Below are 18,294 nucleotides of genomic sequence, written 5' to 3' on the forward strand. Positions count from 1 at the left end.
GTCAGTCTATCGAACTACTTAGAATCTCAGCCAATTTTTGGGTGAGATTTTTTCTTGAAAACCGCTCGATTTCTTGGGGCTTTGAAGAACGGCTTCCGTTTTTCCAGTCATTGAACTTATCAAGGATAAATGATTTCAAACCGGTGAAATCATCATAGGAAAAGTGTTTTCCCGCATTCGTTTCATCAAGGATTTTCTCTACATCGGCATCTTTCGGACCGAAAGAAAGGATTGGGTTTCCTGTGGCGAGGTATTCAAAAATTTTTCCGGGAATAATTCCTTTCGAACTTTCATCCGGAAAATTCGTAATCACCAACAAATCAGAATTCTGCATTTCTGCATTGGCTTCGCCATGGGAAAGATAACCGAGGTTTTTAACTGAATTCTTTAGCGCAGTATTTTCGATATTTTCTAAAATCTTGCCATCAATTCTTCCTGCGAATTTGAGCTCAAAACCATTTCTAAAATCCTCATTTTCAATAATAATATCATTTAAAACTTTCCACAAAATTTCCGGATTTCTAAGCTGTTCCAAAACGCCGATATAGCTTAAGGTAAATTTCGGACTGAAAGTTTTTTCACCCATTTTTTCCTCGTCGTCAAATCCATTGGTGATGCAAAAAGCGCGCGCTCCCCTTTTCCTGAAATTCTCGGCATCGGTAAAACTTGTGGCCAAAGTGATGTCTGCGTTTTCAAAAACTTTCTGTTCTAAAACACGGTGTTTTTCATCCGATGATTTGCTGAGCTTCAGGTGCTTGTAATAAGAAATTTCCGTCCATGGATCCCGGAAATCGGCAATCCACTTCAAATTCGGGAAATCCTTTTTCAATTCAAGCCCTATTAAATGGAGAGAATGTGGCGGTCCCGTGGTCACCAAAGCATCGAAATGGTTTTCCTTTAAATACTTCTTCAGAAACCTTACAGAAGGTTTCACCCAGAAAATTCTAGCATCAGGAATGAAGAAATTTCCACGAATCCAAATGGAAATTCTGGATTTCCACGATTGGTTTTTGCCGACATCGAACTGTCCCGCTTTGAATTTTTTATTGTCTCTTCCAAAAATTTCAGCCAATTGATAAGGTTCCCAGATTTTTGTCTTAATGATTTCCAAATCCTTTGGTACTTCCTCCGCCAATGTTTTGTCAATAATCGGGTAACTTGGATTTTCCGGAATAAATACGGTCGGTTTCCAGCCAAATTCCGGAAGATATTTCACAAACTTCAACCAACGCTGTACTCCCGGTCCACCGGAAGGCGGCCAGTAATAGGTAATGATTAAAATTTTGTTTGGCTTCAAATTTCCAGTTTAAAATTTAAGATTTCTAGACTGATGTTTGGCAAAAGGAATCAGCAACAAATGAATTGAGTCCTCTGTCAAACAGACTCCTCCTTCGTTGCAACAGAAACCGTTTTCTTTCTGTACAGCCAATAAATTCCACCCAAACTCAGCAGCAAAAACACCCCGAAAGCCAACATCGAAATCATTTTGCCTTTTGCAATTACTGCAGGCTCGAAAACCATCTTTATCACGTGATTTCCTGCAGGAACATGAACCGCCCTCAACAAGTAATCGGCTTTAATATAAGGAACTTCGTTTCCGTCGATCAACATTTTCCAACCTTTTGGATAATAGATCTCTGAAAAAACGGCTAATTGCGGAGTTTTCGATTGTGATTTGAATTCGAGTTCGTTGGGTTGATATTTTGTTAAACTTAAAAAAGCCGTAGAGTCCGCTGCGATTGGTTTACCATCAAAATACTTCCGGTCGTCTTTCGAAATGATGGCCGTTTTCTTGGAATCGATTTCGCCAATCTGCCGGATTTCCTCATTCGGATTGTCCACAAATTTCACTTCTGAAACAAACCATGCATTTCCGTTCGCATTTGGATTTAAGACCGCATCGGGTTTTTCCTGATCACCAAAAATCATGTACTTTGTGTTTAGCATATTCAGGATTCGCGGAACTTTTGCGGTGTCCATTTTGCCGAAATACTCATTGATCAAATCGTCATATCTTCTCAGTTTCACGGCATGATAACCGCCGATCGAGGATTTGAAGTAAGAAGTGTTGGTCTCACTGAACGTTCCCAAAACCTGGTTGTAGATGCGGTAATGCGTTTTGTCTTTTTCGGAAATCGCTTCCAAAGTTTGGTTGACTTTTGCTTGATTCAAAAGTGATGCAAGATTCGGATTGTCCCCTACTTTTTGCATCAACAGATCTGAATTTTCAGTTTGGAAAGGATTTTCGGCAAATGCTTTGTCCACAAAATTTTGATTGTTCAGGTAACGCTTGTTCACGCTCCACAAGTCGAAGAGACTCACCAAACCAATCACGATAATCACTATATTTTGATTCAATTTTTTCTTTAAACTCAAAAATAAAAGAGCTGCGGTAATTCCTACATAAATAATGGCTTTGATGGCATCCACCCGAAACATCTTAAATCTTTCGTCCACCAAAAAATCAAGCAGATATGGTGGCAGATAAGTTTTTTCGGTTCCGGTATAAAATCCTAAGATTGATTTTCCGAAGATCAGCAGCAGGAATGTAATCCCTAGAACGGCAGAACTTACATAAGTTAAGATTTTCTTTTTGTAGTCATCTGTTAAAATATTTTCCGGTGAAGTTTCGGTGTTTTCATTTGAATTAAAAAATCGGTATAGACCTACCATTGCTACAAGCGGAAATAGCAATTCCACCACCACCAAAATAGAACTCGGCGCCCGGAATTTGCTGTAAAACGGCACAAAATCGATGAAGAAATCCGACAATGCCATGAAATTGCTTCCCCAAGCCAAAAATATCGTGAGAATGGAAGCTGCCAAAATCCAGTACCGGTATTTTTTCCAGGCAAAGAAAAATCCTAGAATCGCCAGAAAAATCACCACTGCACCTTGGTAAGCCGGTCCAGAAGTTCCAGGTTGTTCTCCCCAATAAGTGAGCGATGAGAATCCCTTGGAAATCCGGTCCATTTCAGCTTGTGAGGTCACGTTTTGCTGCACCAATTCCTGAATCTGCGCCATCATTTTTTCAGAACCTTCCTCGTTGCTTGCACCTCCCATTAATCTGGGAATGAAAAGGTTTAAGGTTTCCAATTTACCATAGCTCCACATCAGCATCGATTCTTTGTCCATTCCCGATTTGTCAGAGGAATGTCGATCATTGTTTAGGATCTGCTTTCCGCGAACGGTTTCGGTGATGTATTCAGAATTCGCCATCATTCTTTGGGAATTCATGCCGACTCCAAGAATCATTGCCAAAGCTAGGATCCCATTGGAAATTCCAAAATGTTTCCAGGTAATCTTCCCTTTAAACGCCCTGAAAAGTTCTGACAAGAACAAAAATCCAAGCGCAATGAAAAGATAATACGTCATCTGTGGATGGTTCGCCGAAACCTGAAGTCCCATGAACAAGGCGGTAACAATGAATCCCAGGATATATTTCTTTCGAATATAAACCAAAAGAACTCCCGCCAAAAGTGGCGCAAAATAAGCAACCGTGTGGATCTTACCGTTGTGACCTGCAGCTAATGCGATATAAAAATAAGTGGAAAGGCCGAAAAAGGTAGCTCCCAAAAGTGCATATTTCCAGTTTCTGACCGCGACCAATCCAAGCAGAAAAAATCCGGAAAAAAGCAGAAAAATATAGTTCGCCGGTTTGGGCAAAAAGTTTAAAACACCATCAATACTCTTGATGACATCTCCGCGAAACTGCGCCCCCATTTGATAAGTCGGCATTCCGCCAAACATGGAATCGCTCCAATAAGTTTCCTCACCGTTTTGGGCTCGGTAATCTAGTAATTCCTTTGCACCGCCTTTGTATTGCACAATGTCATGTTGAAAAAGCTGTTTCCCGGTCAAAACTGGATTTGCGTAAACCAAAGCCAAAATCACGAACAGCATCAAACACCCGACAATGAAAATGAGTTTTTTATTTTTTGCCATATTTAATTTGATAATAGAAGAAAGAGCAAAGATAATAGACTTACAATTGTTGCGCTACAATTGCTCAGTTGAAAATTGGGGTTATAGAGTTAACTTATTTGGAAAACCCTTTCAGCATTAAAATAGCGAAAGGGTTGTTTTTATTTCTCGTCTTCTTTCACTTCTTCATAATCCACCGTTTCCGCATCCCAGTTTAGTTTGGAATCCAGATTCTTTTTTGCTTTTTGGGTGGTGGTATCGTCCTCTTTTCTCTGCTGTGGGAATCTGTAGAAAGTATTGAAAAACAATCTCTTGAGCATATTCCAAAGAAAGAATATGATGATTACCGTGAGAACTAATTCAAATATATACTTCATTTTTTCTGAATGATGGACAAAGAAATCTTTGGATTGTCCATGGTTTCGATTATGGATTTACGGTGACGGTCGAGTTGGAAACACTTTTCATCGTTTGGGACTGTTTCCCATCTGAAAGCGTTTCAACCTGTGAAGTTTTCACGTGCATCGTCTGATTCTTGATCCAACCTGTGTGCTGATCCAAAAGGATTTTACCGCTTTGGGTGAGCTCGGAACTCATTGTTCTGCTCATTTGTTGCTGGGTCTGCTTATCAGATTTCTTTGGAATTCCACCGGAAACCGCGATTTCTGCATCTCCATTTTGCACACCTTTAAAAACGTAAGTTGTAATGAGTTTCACTTTTCCGTCCGGAGTCGCGTTTTCATGTTCACTCCAGCTTTCGCCCACTTTCACGCCTTTTGCGGGAAAAAGTACCAGATTTTTGGTAAACTGTTCCTTCAGAACTTTTTCATTAAAACTTGCCTTAAAGCTTTTCAAAAACTCTTCCCTCTCTTTTGCGTCCTTCAATAAGGTGTTTACAGATGCGGCAACCTTGCTGTAAACCGGATCAAAACCAGTGATTGATTTCACATTTCCTTTGGAATCCATCTTCAGATTTAGGGTGTTGCCTACCAACGCCTTATTCACTTTCCACATCATTTTAAACTGCTCTTCAGTCGGCTCTGCAGCTTTGGTATCGGTGGAGATCGATTTTCCATTGGCAGACTGTGAATTCTTTTTCCGCAACAAATTGATGGTGATGTCATAAATTCCATTTTCAAAACCATTTACCAGGAAAGACATTTCATCGGTGGTTTCATTGGTTCCGCTTTGGGATTGTCCGTTCGGAGCGGTAAGAGTCTGCACATCTTTCTGGACCGTAATCAAAGGGTAAGACTTTCCTTTTTCCAGGACAAAAGTTTGACGAAAAACTCCCGCTGAATCTTTGATTGCAAGAACCGGAGCAGCAGTTGTTTCGGGATTTACCAATTTTGTGGAATCTGCCGGAACTTCCACAGTGATGGTTTTTCCGGTTTTTGGGTCAACTTTTGTGACGGTTTTTGTTTCTTTTTTACATGAAACCAAGGCTATTGAAAGGAGCGCAATTGCAGTGAGTTTTTTCATTAATGTCTAAAATTTTTGATCAAAAAATTCCGGATTTATTTGGAATTAGCGACAAATTTAAGGTAATTATTCCACCCCCTTTTCCAAATGCTGAAATTTTAACTTTTTTTAATGTTTGCCGAAAGAAAAACCCCTCCAACTTGTTCGCTGAAAGGATTTCGTAGTTATTTTACCGGGGAAAATTTACTTTTCAGACAATTCTTTCAAAGTTTTCAGTCCACCGCCATAAGATTTTTCCATCTCTTTATCCATGAAAAGTTTCATCAGATTCATGGGATAATCCAGCTCGCAATCCATGGTCCAGGTTACATTGGTACTGTTTCCTTCCGGACTGAGAATCAAATCAGAAGTCGCATCACTTTCAAAAGGTTCCTTGAAAAGCATTTTGGTGGACTGTTTTTGATTTGGAACGAGCGCGGTGATTTCATGGCAACCTTTTCCCACTTTGTCGTTTCCGGACCAGCAATATTTATCACCCACTTCTCCGGTTGTTCCAGAATATTCCAATTTCAGGTTTGGATCCAGATGCATCCACGGATTCCATTCGTTAAACGATTTCATGGAATTCATGTGCTGGTACACTTTTTCGGCAGGAGCATTGATTACGGTGGAAGTCTCAAAATGGTACTTTTTACCCATCAGAAACATGATGATTACCAGCAAAACCACTATTGCCAATAAAATTTTTAGGAATTTTTTCATAATAGTTTAATTTTGAAAACAAAGGTAAAATTAAATTTTAAGTAAATTTGTTGACATTCAATAAAATTTTTGCGCAGAATTCGGGCAGCACTCAACGTTAATGCACCTTATTCTTAAAAACAAATGGGACACAAAACATTGTGAACCCAGATCACATCAAAAATAAATCAATGAAAAACCCACTTTTAGAAAACTTTCAAACTCCTTATCAAACCGCACCTTTTCACGAAATCAAGGAGGAACATTTCCTTCCTGCTTTTCAGGAATTGATCAAGATTTCGGAAAAGGAAATAGACGATCTCGTTGAAAACCAAACGGATCCCACTTTTGCCAACCTGATTGAACCGCTTGCTTTTTCAGGTGAAAAACTAGATGTGGTTTCCAATATCTTTTTTAATCTAAATTCAGCCGAAACGAATGACGAAATCCAGAAAATCGCACAGGAAGTTTCGCCACTTTTAACTGAATTTTCAGCAAAGATTTCACAAAATGAAAAACTTTTCATGAAAATCAAGAAAGTCTTTGACGAAAAGGAAAAATACGAGCTGAATGAAGAGCAGCAAATGCTTCTGAATGAAACCTACAAAGGATTTGTCAGAAGTGGCGCACTTTTAAACAATGAAGATAAAGAGAAATTCAAGAATATCTCGATTGAACTTTCCAAAAAATCGCTGCAATTTGGGCAAAATGTTTTGGCGGAAACCAACAATTATTTCAAACACCTCACCAACGAAAAGGAACTGATAGGAATTCCCGAAGCAATTCTTCAGCAATACCGCGAAGAAGCTAAAGAAAGAGGACTGGAAGGTTTTGTGGTGACTTTGCAATATCCGAGTTATATCCCTTTGATGACCTATGCCGAAAACCGCGAATTGAGGAAGGAACTCGCTTTAGCCAGCGGGAAAAAAGGATTTCAGAATAATGAATTCGACAATCAAAATCTAATCAAAGAAATCATTTCATTAAGACAGGAAAAAGCAAAGCTGCTTGGTTACAAGTCTTTTGCGGATTATGTTTTGGAAGAGCGGATGGCAAAATCGCCGGAAAAAGTCAATGCGTTTTTGAATGAACTTCTCCAAAAAGCAAAACCTTTTGCAGAAAAAGAAATCGCGGAACTGAAATCTTTAGCAAAAGCCGATGGAATTGACGAAATCCAAAGTTATGACCACGCTTTCTACGCCGAAAAATTGCGAAAACAGAAATTCGATTTGAATGACGAGGAATTGAAACCTTACTTTCAACTGGAAAAAGTAGAAGAAGCCGTTTTCGGACTAGCAAAAAAACTTTTCGGATTGGAATTTGTGGAGGTCCAAAACATCCAGAAATATCATCCGGAAGTGAAAACCTATTTGGTGAAAGAACGGCAGGATGAATTAAAAGCAGTCCTTTATGTGGATTATTTTCCAAGAAAAGGAAAAAGAGCGGGAGCTTGGATGACGAGCTTCAAAAATCAGTTCAAGAAAAATGGCGAAAATTCCAGGCCGCATATTTCTGTGGTGTGCAATTTTTCGAAACCTACTTCCGATGCGCTAAGTTTGCTGACTTTCCAGGAAGTGACCACGCTATTCCATGAGTTCGGACACGCTTTGCACGGAATTTTGGCCGATACCACCTATCCTAATCTTTCGGGAACTTCGGTGAAATGGGATTTTGTGGAACTTCCGTCGCAGTTTTTGGAAAACTATTGCTACGAACCGGAATTCCTGAAAACCTTCGCGAAACATTATCAAACCGGGGCAATTTTGCCGGATGAGAAAATCCATAAAATTTCAGATTCCAAAAACTTTATGGAAGGTTACCAAACGATGAGGCAACTTGGTTTTGGGATTTTAGACTTGGCATATCATTCCCAACCTGAAAAAGTGGGCGACATCAAAACCTTTGAAGTGGACGAAACCAAAGCCACGAATCTTTATCCATCAAATCCGGAAACGGTGATGAGCACAAGTTTTTCGCATATTTTCCAGGGTGGATATTCGGCGGGATATTATTCCTACAAATGGGCAGAAGTTTTGGATGCGGATGCCTTTCAATATTTCAAGGAAAATGGAATCTTCAATCCTGAAATAGCCGCCAAATATAAGATTCTGCTCTCTTCCGGCGGAACAAAAGACCCGATGGAACTCTACAAAGCCTTCCGCGGAAGCGAACCAAAAGTGGAAAGCTTGCTGAAAAGGGCATTTTCAATGGGATAAAAAAATTGCCGCAAATTCACTGCCAAAGCCTGCGGATTTGTGGCAATCTGTTTTGATTTAAAAACCGAAATTTTTCGGCGTTGCATCAAATTCCTTCAGCAGTTTTTCAAAGACTTTTTCCACAGGAAGAATCTCGTCAATGAGTGCAGAAACCTGCCCGATTTCGAGTTCTCCTTCCTCCAGATCTCCTTCAAACATGCCGTGTTTTGCTCTTGCTCTGCCTAAAGTTTCCTTTAAAGCCTCCACATTTCGTCCGGAATCGTACAGTTTTTCAATTTCGTAATAGAATTTGTTTTTCACCAGACGGACCGGGGCAAGTTCTTTCAGGGTAACGTGTGTATCGCCTTCATTGAGGGAAATGACCTTTTTCTTAAAGTTTTCATGAGAACTCGCCTCCACGGTGGCTGCGAATCTGGAACCGATCTGAACGCCGTCTGCACCCAGAATCATTGCCGCCTTCATTTGTGAACCGAGCCCGATTCCACCCGCAGCAATCAATGGTTTCGAAATATGTCTTTTCACATTGGGGATCAGGCAAAACGTGGTGGTTTCGTCCCTTCCATTGTGACCACCTGCTTCAAAACCTTCGGCAACAATGGCATCAACTCCGGCATCTTCACATTTCATGGCAAACTTCGTGGAAGAAACCACGTGTGCGACTTTCAGACCTTCTTTCTGCAAGGTTTCTGTGTAAGTTTTTGGATTTCCCGCTGAAGTGAAAACGATCTTCACGTCTTCTTCCAAAATGATTTGAATGATTTCATCCAAATTTGGGTACAGCATCGGGACATTGACCCCGAAAGGTTTGTCGGTTGCCTGTTTGCACTTTTGAATATTTTCTCTCAAAATATCGGGATACATGCTGCCTGCACCAATCAATCCCAATCCGCCACAATTGGAAACCGCAGAAGCAAGCCGCCATCCGGAATGCCAAATCATGCCGCCTTGAATGATGGGATATTTGATTTCAAACAAGTTGCAGATTTTGTTCTGATTCTCATTATAGATCTTTTCAGCGATGCCGAAATGGATAAAGTTGCTCATGAAGTAAAAATAAAGAAATGCGGGGAAATAGACAATAGGTTCGCCTGGACTGAAAACTTTTTTGGGATGGTAAATTATGTTTGCGGCGGAAAATGGGCTAAACGAAAAAATCTCCACTATCGCAGAGATTTTATGTACTAATTTCCGGTGTCTGCTTTTCGCCAGTCGGTTCTGAAGGTGCAGTCTTTGTATCGGTCATTAATTGACACGAAAATATGCGGTAATTTTTCTTTCACGTATTTTTCCACCATTTCATTTTTCCGTTTGTTGAGCGCCATCTGTTTGATTCTGCTGTAATCGGTGGTGATGTCTAGTTGGTGTGCATCAATGATATCATTTATTTTCACGATAGCGACCATTTTCCGGTCCTGCACGGTTTCTTCAAAGACATTGGTAATTTCTCCTTTGTGGTGTCCCGCAATCTGGTAAGAAATGGTGGGTGGCAAATTCAGCTTTTCAATTTTGTCTGAACCATCTTCTCCTGTAATTACTCCGGCATTGAACTTTGTTTGTTTGTCGTCAGAAAATCTGAAGGCCGCCTCTTTGAAAGTCATTCTTTCATTGATAATCAGGCTTCTGATGCTATCTAATTCCTTTTTTGCCGTTGCAATTTCTGCAGCGTTTGGTACTGCTTTTAACAGTATATGTCTTGCGTCATACATTTTCCCACTTTTTTTCACGAGCTGAATCAGGTGGTATCCAAATTCAGATTCTACCGGATCGGAAATTTCACCTTCCTGAAGATTTAATGCCGCTGCTTCAAAGGGTTTCACCATTTTTCCGCGCGCAATGTTTTTGTAAAGTCCGCCATTTGCGGCTGAACCTGGATCTTCCGAATAAATCCGTGCCTGACTTTCAAACGATTCTCCATTTTGGATATCCTCTTTAATTTTTTTCAGCTTGGCGATGATTTCATCCTTATGCTCATTGGTAAGTTTCGGATACATTACGATTTGAGAGAGACTTACTTCGTCTTTCACTTGCGGAAGCTGAAATCTGTAAGTGTTAAAGAAATCAGTCACTTCGTTCGGAGTCACATCCGCTTTATCAGTGATTCTCCCGTATTTCATCTGTCCATAATAATTGTCTGTATCAATCTTCTCAATAGCAGTTTTCATTTCAGATGGTGTTCTGAACTTGTAGGCATCCAGCATTGTTTTTTCGTTGGGGAACTGACCCAAAATCTGGTTATATTTTGCAGTAGCATTTTCCTTGATCGCTGCAGAACGGTTTTCAATCAATGTATCGCGTTTTGCTTCATAGATCAGGAGTTTGTTACTGATAATTCCCTCCATAAACTCACATTTATTGGAAACATCGGCTCCTTGCTGTTTTGCGTAATTTGCCTGATCCTGTACATCGGATTCCAAAACGATCTCATCTCCTACCACCGCGGCGATTCCATCGACCAAATCTCCCGGTTTCAATTGGGCATTGGTCTTAATTCCAAAGAAACTAAGAACAAAGGTTAAAACTAGGATGAATTTTATCTGTCTCTTCATATTCATTTTTTAAACGATTTGCAAAATTATCATTCTAAACCAAATAACCTGCAATTTTTTTGATAATTATTTCTTAAAATTCTGCTCAAGACCTTTCAGGAAACCAGGTTCGATCACGATTTTGGTCTTGGCTTTTTGGGCGGCGATGGTTTCCTTCATTTTTTCGTCCAGCACAGCGTCCCTTAGGAGTTCTGCAGCTTCTTCCTGGCTCATCTGTGAAGGTGGCAAAATCTTGTCAATCGCGATGACCAAAAATCTGTCGCCCATTTTGGTTTGGTGGATTCCGGGTTTGAACGGCACTTTGTATTTCGTAAAGACTTCAGCATCTTCGGACATTTCGCCTTTTTCGAAGTTGACCAGAATCTGTTTCTTATCATTTAGTTTCCCGTAATATTTGGTTTTAAGGCCCTCCCAAGATTTTTCATCTTTACTGTTTTTTGAAATTTCAGCCACCAATTTTTCATCGGAAATAATCGCCACTCGTCCTTCAGCACGGTTTCCCCACATGTATTTGGATTTATGTTGGTTGTAATAATCTGTGAGCAGTTGTGGATTCTTATCGATTTCGCCATTCAGGTAATTTGAAAAAATATACTCGGAATAAAGTCCTTTTTTAAATTCATTCAATTCTATCTTAATGGACGGTTGACTGGTGAAATCCTCGCTGTAAAACTTAATCAAATCCTGGCTATTCACTCCGGTAATAGATTCTGTCCAAATTGCCGGCGAGAGCTTTTCTATCTCACTTTTCTTATCGCCAATCAACTTTCTGATGTCGCCAACCGTGGTTTTATGTCCTCTGTATTGATAAAGAACCGTGTTATCATTTGCCGAATTAAAATTCTGGTAAGATTTTTTCACGTTTTGTAATTCGGGATACTCTTTATAGCTAGGATCAGATTTCAGAAAAGCGATCATTTTATCCTGCAAAAGCTCTCCGTACAGAGAACCATTCAATTCACGGATGTAGAAATCCCTGTTTTTTTCGGTTAAAGCATAAGGTTCCACATTATAGATATAGAAGACAAAATATTTATCACCAAAAAGAATCGGTTCCGGAACATAGAATCCTGCCTTTTTTCCTTGAAACTGGGCGTAAATCTCATCTGGAAGTGTTGGCGAACCCATCACTACTCCACCGTTATTTTTTTCATGGTCAGTAGCTCCGTAAAGTTTTGCCACTTCCGGAAAGGTTTTTCCTGCTTTTAAATCGCTGTAAATCTTTGTTCTAATGGATTCGGAATTGTCATCTTTCGGATAAGAAATCGTTCCAAAAACCATATATCCCAAACTCGGGCGGGAATCATAAACTTTCGCAAATCCCACATATCTGGGCGTGTCCTGAAATTTCGTCAAAGCATTATTCGGCAAATTTTTCAGTTCGGAATAGAGCGAGTTGTCTACGCTTCCGGGCTTGATGTAGAAAGGGACCGCACTAGATTTGGTGTATTTGGAAACCGCCTCTTCCATGGTGATTTTCCCGGATTTCACATCATCATAGATTTGCCGATAATTATTGGTATCGCCATCGGTTTTCTGCACGATGAAAAGGAGCACCTTTTTTTCCGTCTGCAAATCCTTCATATAGTCATTCAGCACAGGATCTATCACTTGTTTTGGGAAGAAAAATTTACTGCGGAGCTCTCCTTCTTTATCCATCATTTTTTCGCGAAAAGCGGCGGTGGTATCTACTTTTTTATCAGCGGCAAACTGTTGCAGCAAATGGAAGTCTTCGGCAGAAGCAATTGTTTTCTCAATCCCGTTGTTTTCCAGGCCGTATTTGTACTCGGTCTTAAACTTTTCGAGCGAGATGCTGTCTTTGCCTATGATTAAATACTGTGCCTCCAAAAATGTGCCGAATCCCAATACCAGCACAAAACCAAATAGTTTTCTCATTTTTTTGTTCTTCTAATTTTCGAAGATTTTCCTGAATTTTATATTTCTACACTTCCACTTCAAAAGTGGTCAATTCCTTAAAGTTTTTGATTCTGGCAATCATTTCGCCTTCAGTGACTTCCTGTAATTTTTCGGTACCGAACTTTTCCACGGTGAATGAAGCCATCGCAGAGCCATAGATCAAGGCAGATTTCATGGTTTCAAAGCCAAAATCTTCTTTTTTAGCCAAATAAGATGCAAAGCCGCCTGCAAAAGTGTCTCCAGCTCCAGTTGGATCAAAGACTTCTTCCAAAGGAAGCGCCGGAATCGCGAAAATTCTTCCTTCATTGAAAAGCAGTGCGCCGTGTTCCCCTTTTTTGATGATGACGATATCCGGACCCATTTCCTGGATTTTTTTTGCCGCCTTCACCAGGGAATATTCTCCGGAAAGTTGCCGTGCTTCTTCATCGTTAATGGTGATTACATCCGTCCTTGCAATCATCTGCATCAAAGTATCCCATGCCGTATCCATCCAGAAATTCATGGTGTCCAAAATAACCAAATCCGGGCGTCTGTTCATTTTTTCCAAAACGGAAAGCTGAACTCCGGGATGCAGATTTCCCAACAGGAGGATTTGTGCATCCTGCATGGAATCCGGAATTTTTGGGTCAAAGTTTTCCAACACGTTTACCTCGGTCACCAAAGTATCACGGGTGTTCAGGTCATTTCGATACTTCCCACTCCAGAAGAATGTTTTCCCATCTGAAATCACTTCAATTCCCTCAATGTTGATTCCTCTGTTATGAAGCATTTCCAAATCAGATTTCGGGAAATCTCCTCCAACTACAGAAACGATTCCCGAAGGGATTTTCAACACAGACGAAGCGAGCGTAATATATGTTGCGGCACCGCCCAAAATCTTATCCGTTTTTCCAAATGGGGTTTCAATTGCATCGAAAGCAACCGAACCGACGACTAATAGTTTCATTTATAAATATATTTTTTGTTTCATTTTTTTGATGAAGTCACACATGGTCCTACCTGACTTCATCTTTAGCAGCGGATATGCATCTTGCAAGGAATGAAATCCAAGTGAAGCACATCTTGCCCATTCAATTATAAACCCCGCTTTTTCTCACCTATTTCCACTGAAAAGTGTCGATCAAATGCAGCAAGTCCTTTTTGATATATTCCACGGCGGGTCCTATTGAATCCGGTTTTGGCCGAGAATTGAAATACAAATTCGCAGTCACATAATGCCTGGTGGAATCCGTCACAAAAAACTGCAGATTCGATGCAGACGGACCTTTCAATTCATAGAAATTTCCAAAAACCTTTTTTTCTGGATAGCTGAAAGATTTTGTATCGATGGATGTGGCTTTGATCGTGTGCTCATAAACCATTTTCTCAGACTCCTTCACGTGGAGTGCGAAGTCATTCTTTATCGGGAAATAGGTCAGAAACACTTTTGCCTTCATTTTCGGGTAGTTGATATAATACCAACAGTTTTCTTTAGCATTGTCAATTTTGGCAAAATCGGAATATTCAAAAGTGAAATTGCAGGGCGACGAAAAACTCACATATTTCGGCTGCGGATATTCTAGACGCAGTTCGCCAGATGGTTTAGGTTTTGTCTCTTTGCCGCAAGAAACTATCATGATGGTTAAAAAGATGAATATGAGTTTTTTAAACATTGGGCAAAAATAGTTTTTTTTGTCCGAAGTTGGAAGTACAATGTCGGAAGTTTTACCATAAAGGTCAAAGGAAATCTCAATAATTTGACCAAAAACTTGAATTATTGAAAAGAAAAAGATTTAGGAACCTTCCGATTTTTTTGCATTATCAATCATTTAATTCTGGAAAGATTCCTAAATCCCTGTAAAACAAATTTCCATTAGAACTGGAATTCTATCTTTTAGATGAAGAAAACACCTTTAGGTTAAAGGAAAAAATGATTCTTTTTCAGTTGATTAAATCGATTGCAAAAATCTGCAAATCCTCAAATTAACGAGTTCAAATAATTCTCCAATGGTTTCGGAAATGATTTGTAGTGAAAATCCTCAAAATCTGAAACCAAAAAACCGTTTTCTTCCCCAAACTTTTGAAACTCCCTTTTTGAATTCAATTTCACCTTATAAATATGAATCGTCAAATTTTTGTGGGTGAGTTTATGCGAAATCGTTTTTTGAGCGCCGATATACTTTTCAAAACTTTTCGGTATTTCCGTCGGAAATTCATACAGCCTTTTCCAGATGAAATCGTCTTTTCTTTGCCGGATTAGAAAAGATTTTCCAAATTCCACAAAAAAATACTCCAATTCCAAATCGGTGATTTTGACTTTTTTCGACTTCTGCGGAAAATCCTGAACCTTTCCAGAATTAAAGGCGAGACAATCAAAATTTAAAGGGCAGGTTTCACATTTTGGATTTTTAGGTTTACAGATTTCCGAGCCCAAATCCATCATCGCTTCGTTATAATGTCCGGGATTCTTTTCCGGCATCATCATTAAAGCCAAATCTGAAAAGTAGGAGAACGCTTTGGAATCCGAAATATCAAAATCATCAGCAAAAACCCGGGACAAAACCCGATAGAAATTTCCATCCACCGCAGGAATCTTTTCATTAAAGCAAATGCTAGAAATGGCAGCTGCGGTATATTTCCCGACACCTTTTAATTTTAAAATGTCCTCATATTTTTTGGGAAATTTTCCATTAAAATCATTCACGATTTGTTGGGAAGCATGATGCAGATTCAAGGCGCGGGAATAATAACCGAGTCCCTTCCAATACAGCAAAACTTCGTCGTTATCGGCATTTGCCAGAGTTTGCACATCCGGAAATCTCTGGATGAAATTTTCATAGTGATTAAGGCCTTGTTCGATTCTGGTCTGCTGGAAAATGATTTCGCAAATCCAAATCTTGTAGGGATCTTTGGTCTTTCGGAAAGGCAGGTCTCTGCCATGGATTTTGTACCAAGCCAATAGTTTTGCACCAATGTGAAGAAAATCAGCGGTTTGTTTTTTTGTTTTCAAAAAATGTTCATATATTTGCACACCAAAAATATAAATAAATACAGGAAATGACAAAGGCAGAATTGGTAAATACCATCTCAAATAAGTTGGGAACGGAAAAGAATGAAACTCAGAAAGTTATCGAGGCGTTCATGCAGGAAATCAGAACTTCGATGTACAATGGTGACAATGTTTATTTAAGAGGTTTCGGATCTTTCATCATCAAAACCAGAGCGGCAAAGACGGGAAGAAACATCTCCAAGAACACCGCGATCGAAATTCCAGCACACAATATCCCGGCTTTCAAACCTTCAAAAACTTTTGTGGAGAAAGTAAAAACCAAAGTTGCAGTAAAATAATTAATCTATTAATAAAATCTTTAAATTATGCCAAGCGGAAAGAAAAGAAAAAGACACAAGGTAGCGACCCACAAGAGAAAGAAAAGAAGGAGAGCAAACAGACACAAGAAAAAATAATCGCTCCGCGGTTTTCAATATACAATATAGTTGGTGTTTTTAATTTTTTAAAATTTCGCCGACTATATTTTTGTTTTTAAGCGGATCCTTTCCAACGCACAAAATTTTTTCTTAAAAACAAAAATACTGTATAAGAAATTGAATATCTGATCGATAGAAAAAAAATGTCAATTTCTTAATTACACCTTAATTACAACTGCAATTAAGAATTCACCGACAAAAGCTGAGACTTTTGGCCCAGCTTTTACTGAAAATACTTAATGATTAACATACGCAATGAAGAAAGAACTGATCATATCACATGAAGATGAGCAATCCAAAATTGCCCTGCTTGAAGACGGAAGGCTTTTTGAACTCCATGAACAGGAGGACAAAAGCGAATTCGTGGTGGGCGACCTATTTATAGGTAAAGTAAGAAAACTGGCACCAAACCTGAACGCTTCGTTCGTGAACATCGGATACGAAAAAGACGCATTTCTGCACTACCAGGATTTGGGCCCGCAATTTTTGACTTATAAAAAATTCCTCCAAGACACGGTTTCCAAAAAGCAAACTTCCTCTTCACTGAAGAACTTCGACATTCAGAAGGAAATTCCGAAAAACGGAACCATCGAAAAAGTTCTGGCAAAAGACGAGAGCGTGCTTCTTCAAATTACGAAAGAACCGATTTCCACTAAAGGACCGAGAATTTCCACCCAAATTTCATTGACCGGGCGGTTTTTGGTTTTGATCCCGTTTGACAAAAGTGTTTCCATATCGAAAAAAATCGCAAGCAGCGAAGAAAGGGAACGATTGAAAACTTTGATTGAAAGCATCAAACCGGAAGGTTTCGGGGTGATCATCAGAACCGTAGCTGAAGGAAAAAAAGTTGCGGAACTCCACAATGACATGAATCAATTGGTTCAAAAATGGGAAACCGCCTTTAAAAACATCCAGAAAAATAAAGTTCCGAGCAAGATTCTGAGCGAAGAAGATAAAGCTTCCGAAATCCTGCGGGACAAGTTCAATTCCGATTTCGTGTCCATCATTTGCGATGATGAAAATATGGTTCGGGAAATGCGAAACTACCTGGAAGTGATTGCTCCGGAAAAGAAAAACATCGTACATTTCTACGACAAACCAACTCCACTGATGGAATATTACAATGTGGAGAAACAAATGAAGCAGAGCTTCGGAAAACACGTGAATATTCCGAGTTCGAAAGGTGCGTATCTGGTCATCGAGCACACTGAGGCGCTGCACGTGGTGGATGTGAATTCCGGACCGAACATCAATTCGGCGCCATCCAACAAAGAACACGCGCTGAACGTAAACAAAATGGCCGCAACGGAAATCGCGCGCCAATTGCGTCTTCGCGACATGGGTGGAATCATCGTCATAGACTTTATTGACATGATTAATCCTGATCACCGAAAAGAACTCTATGAGCACCTCAAAGAGGAAATGAAACGTGACAAGGCAAGACACAAAATCCTACCTCCGAGCAAATTCGGGCTCATCCAAATTACGCGACAAAGAACGCGGCCAGAAAAACAAATCGAAACCGCGGAAGTCAATCCAAATGCGGAAGGCGAAATCCTGCCTCCAATCGTGGTGGTAGAGAGAATGGAGGAAAGAATCCGAAATATCATTCAGCAGCACAAAGGGAAAATCTTCCTGCATGCGCATCCATTCGTGGAAGCATACCTCACAAAGGGAATCGTGAGCATTCAAACAAAATGGTATCTGAAATACAAAAAATGGGTGACCATCATTCCAAGAGACTCGTTCAAATATTTAGAATATAAAATTATCAACTCCAAGAAGGAGGAACTGGCAAGTTATTCAAACTGAGGAAGCAAAATATAATCTGGATGATTAATGACCCTTCGTCCTAAAATCAAACTCTCGAAATTTTTATTTCGGGAGTTTTTTGGATCAAGTACAAAACTTGGGGGATTAGGCAAAAAGTTTCGATAATCTGAACAGGAAAAACGACCTGTCCTTCACTCCCCTGAGCTGCATTCTGAAGTTTTTGATTTTGGCGTTGAACGATTCCGCAGAAGCGTTTGTACTCCTGTGGTTGAAGTAGTTCAGGATGTCGT

Annotated in this window: 15 protein-coding genes; 3 read left to right on the plus strand and 12 right to left on the minus strand. The window is 39.8% G+C overall.

Going from position 1 to position 18,294, the window contains the following annotated elements:
* Position 1: 1 nt before the first annotated feature.
* The 5 genes from ACM44_RS04705 to ACM44_RS04725 all read right to left on the minus strand — a co-directional run bounded on the left by ACM44_RS04705 (position 2) and on the right by ACM44_RS04725 (position 6,108).
* On the minus strand, positions 2-1,297 hold the full coding sequence (locus ACM44_RS04705) for a glycosyltransferase family protein (RefSeq protein WP_048498905.1): 1,296 nt from the start codon (positions 1,295-1,297) through the stop codon (positions 2-4).
* Positions 1,298-1,374: 77 nt separating this feature from the next.
* On the minus strand, positions 1,375-3,945 hold the full coding sequence (locus tag ACM44_RS04710; protein WP_048498906.1) for a YfhO family protein: 2,571 nt from the start codon (positions 3,943-3,945) through the stop codon (positions 1,375-1,377).
* Positions 3,946-4,085: 140 nt separating this feature from the next.
* A complete protein-coding gene (locus ACM44_RS04715) occupies positions 4,086-4,301 on the minus strand; it encodes a hypothetical protein (RefSeq protein WP_048498907.1) in 216 nt (71 codons plus the stop codon).
* A 49-nt stretch (positions 4,302-4,350) separates the two neighbouring features.
* Complete coding sequence (locus ACM44_RS04720) at positions 4,351-5,406, minus strand: DUF6263 family protein (protein WP_048498908.1); 1,056 nt, start codon at positions 5,404-5,406, stop codon at positions 4,351-4,353.
* Positions 5,407-5,589: 183 nt separating this feature from the next.
* Positions 5,590-6,108, minus strand: a complete 519-nt coding sequence (locus tag ACM44_RS04725) for an SRPBCC family protein (RefSeq protein WP_048498909.1) — start codon at positions 6,106-6,108, stop codon at positions 5,590-5,592.
* Positions 6,109-6,278: 170 nt separating this feature from the next.
* Here ACM44_RS04725 and ACM44_RS04730 point away from each other — a divergent pair, with 170 nt between their 5' ends.
* Positions 6,279-8,303, plus strand: coding sequence for a M3 family metallopeptidase (locus tag ACM44_RS04730; protein WP_048498910.1), 2,025 nt, complete (start codon positions 6,279-6,281; stop codon positions 8,301-8,303).
* 57 nt (positions 8,304-8,360) lie between these two features.
* On the opposite strand, the gene ACM44_RS04735 is transcribed toward ACM44_RS04730, so the two are convergent.
* The 6 genes from ACM44_RS04735 to mutY form a co-directional block, all read right to left on the minus strand.
* On the minus strand, positions 8,361-9,347 hold the full coding sequence (locus ACM44_RS04735; protein WP_048498911.1) for an NAD(P)H-dependent flavin oxidoreductase: 987 nt from the start codon (positions 9,345-9,347) through the stop codon (positions 8,361-8,363).
* A gap of 137 nt (positions 9,348-9,484) precedes the next feature.
* Positions 9,485-10,849 (minus strand): peptidylprolyl isomerase, encoded by a 1,365-nt coding sequence (locus tag ACM44_RS04740; protein ID WP_152669299.1) that lies wholly within the window; start codon positions 10,847-10,849, stop codon positions 9,485-9,487.
* 66 nt (positions 10,850-10,915) lie between these two features.
* The gene (locus tag ACM44_RS04745; RefSeq protein ID WP_048498913.1) at positions 10,916-12,745 is read right to left on the minus strand and encodes a hypothetical protein; all 1,830 of its coding nucleotides are present in this window, start codon (positions 12,743-12,745) and stop codon (positions 10,916-10,918) included.
* Between the two features lie 46 nt (positions 12,746-12,791).
* Entirely contained in the window at positions 12,792-13,712 is a 921-nt protein-coding gene (locus ACM44_RS04750; RefSeq protein WP_048498914.1) for a PfkB family carbohydrate kinase, read from the minus strand.
* 151 nt (positions 13,713-13,863) lie between these two features.
* Entirely contained in the window at positions 13,864-14,418 is a 555-nt protein-coding gene (gene gldD, locus ACM44_RS04755; RefSeq protein ID WP_048498915.1) for a gliding motility lipoprotein GldD, read from the minus strand.
* Positions 14,419-14,723: 305 nt separating this feature from the next.
* Positions 14,724-15,755, minus strand: coding sequence for an A/G-specific adenine glycosylase (mutY, locus tag ACM44_RS04760; RefSeq protein ID WP_048498926.1), 1,032 nt, complete (start codon positions 15,753-15,755; stop codon positions 14,724-14,726).
* Positions 15,756-15,802: 47 nt separating this feature from the next.
* Here mutY and ACM44_RS04765 point away from each other — a divergent pair, with 47 nt between their 5' ends.
* The gene (locus tag ACM44_RS04765; protein WP_039346147.1) at positions 15,803-16,093 is read left to right on the plus strand and encodes an HU family DNA-binding protein; all 291 of its coding nucleotides are present in this window, start codon (positions 15,803-15,805) and stop codon (positions 16,091-16,093) included.
* Positions 16,094-16,486: 393 nt separating this feature from the next.
* A complete protein-coding gene (locus ACM44_RS04770; protein ID WP_048498916.1) occupies positions 16,487-18,043 on the plus strand; it encodes an Rne/Rng family ribonuclease in 1,557 nt (518 codons plus the stop codon).
* Positions 18,044-18,148: 105 nt separating this feature from the next.
* On the opposite strand, the gene ACM44_RS15845 is transcribed toward ACM44_RS04770, so the two are convergent.
* On the minus strand, positions 18,149-18,294 hold a 146-nt coding region (locus ACM44_RS15845; protein WP_048500245.1), incomplete at its 5' end, for a transposase.

The organism is Chryseobacterium koreense CCUG 49689 (genome assembly GCF_001045435.1).
GTDB lineage: Bacteria > Bacteroidota > Bacteroidia > Flavobacteriales > Weeksellaceae > Kaistella > Kaistella koreensis.

Bases quoted from the DNA above. Each gene is read 5' to 3' on its own strand.
- ACM44_RS04745 (WP_048498913.1), bottom strand. From the start codon at position 12,745: ATGAGAAAACTATTTGGTTTTGTGCTGGTATTGGGATTCGGCACATTT.
- ACM44_RS04730 (WP_048498910.1), top strand. From the start codon at position 6,279: ATGAAAAACCCACTTTTAGAAAACTTTCAAACTCCTTATCAAACCGCA.
- ACM44_RS04715 (WP_048498907.1), bottom strand. From the start codon at position 4,301: ATGAAGTATATATTTGAATTAGTTCTCACGGTAATCATCATATTCTTT.
- ACM44_RS04720 (WP_048498908.1), bottom strand. From the start codon at position 5,406: ATGAAAAAACTCACTGCAATTGCGCTCCTTTCAATAGCCTTGGTTTCA.
- ACM44_RS04765 (WP_039346147.1), top strand. From the start codon at position 15,803: ATGACAAAGGCAGAATTGGTAAATACCATCTCAAATAAGTTGGGAACG.
- ACM44_RS04740 (WP_152669299.1), bottom strand. From the start codon at position 10,849: ATGAAGAGACAGATAAAATTCATCCTAGTTTTAACCTTTGTTCTTAGT.
- ACM44_RS04725 (WP_048498909.1), bottom strand. From the start codon at position 6,108: ATGAAAAAATTCCTAAAAATTTTATTGGCAATAGTGGTTTTGCTGGTA.
- ACM44_RS04735 (WP_048498911.1), bottom strand. From the start codon at position 9,347: ATGAGCAACTTTATCCATTTCGGCATCGCTGAAAAGATCTATAATGAG.
- gldD (WP_048498915.1), bottom strand. From the start codon at position 14,418: ATGTTTAAAAAACTCATATTCATCTTTTTAACCATCATGATAGTTTCT.
- ACM44_RS04710 (WP_048498906.1), bottom strand. From the start codon at position 3,945: ATGGCAAAAAATAAAAAACTCATTTTCATTGTCGGGTGTTTGATGCTG.
- ACM44_RS04750 (WP_048498914.1), bottom strand. From the start codon at position 13,712: ATGAAACTATTAGTCGTCGGTTCGGTTGCTTTCGATGCAATTGAAACC.
- ACM44_RS04770 (WP_048498916.1), top strand. From the start codon at position 16,487: ATGAAGAAAGAACTGATCATATCACATGAAGATGAGCAATCCAAAATT.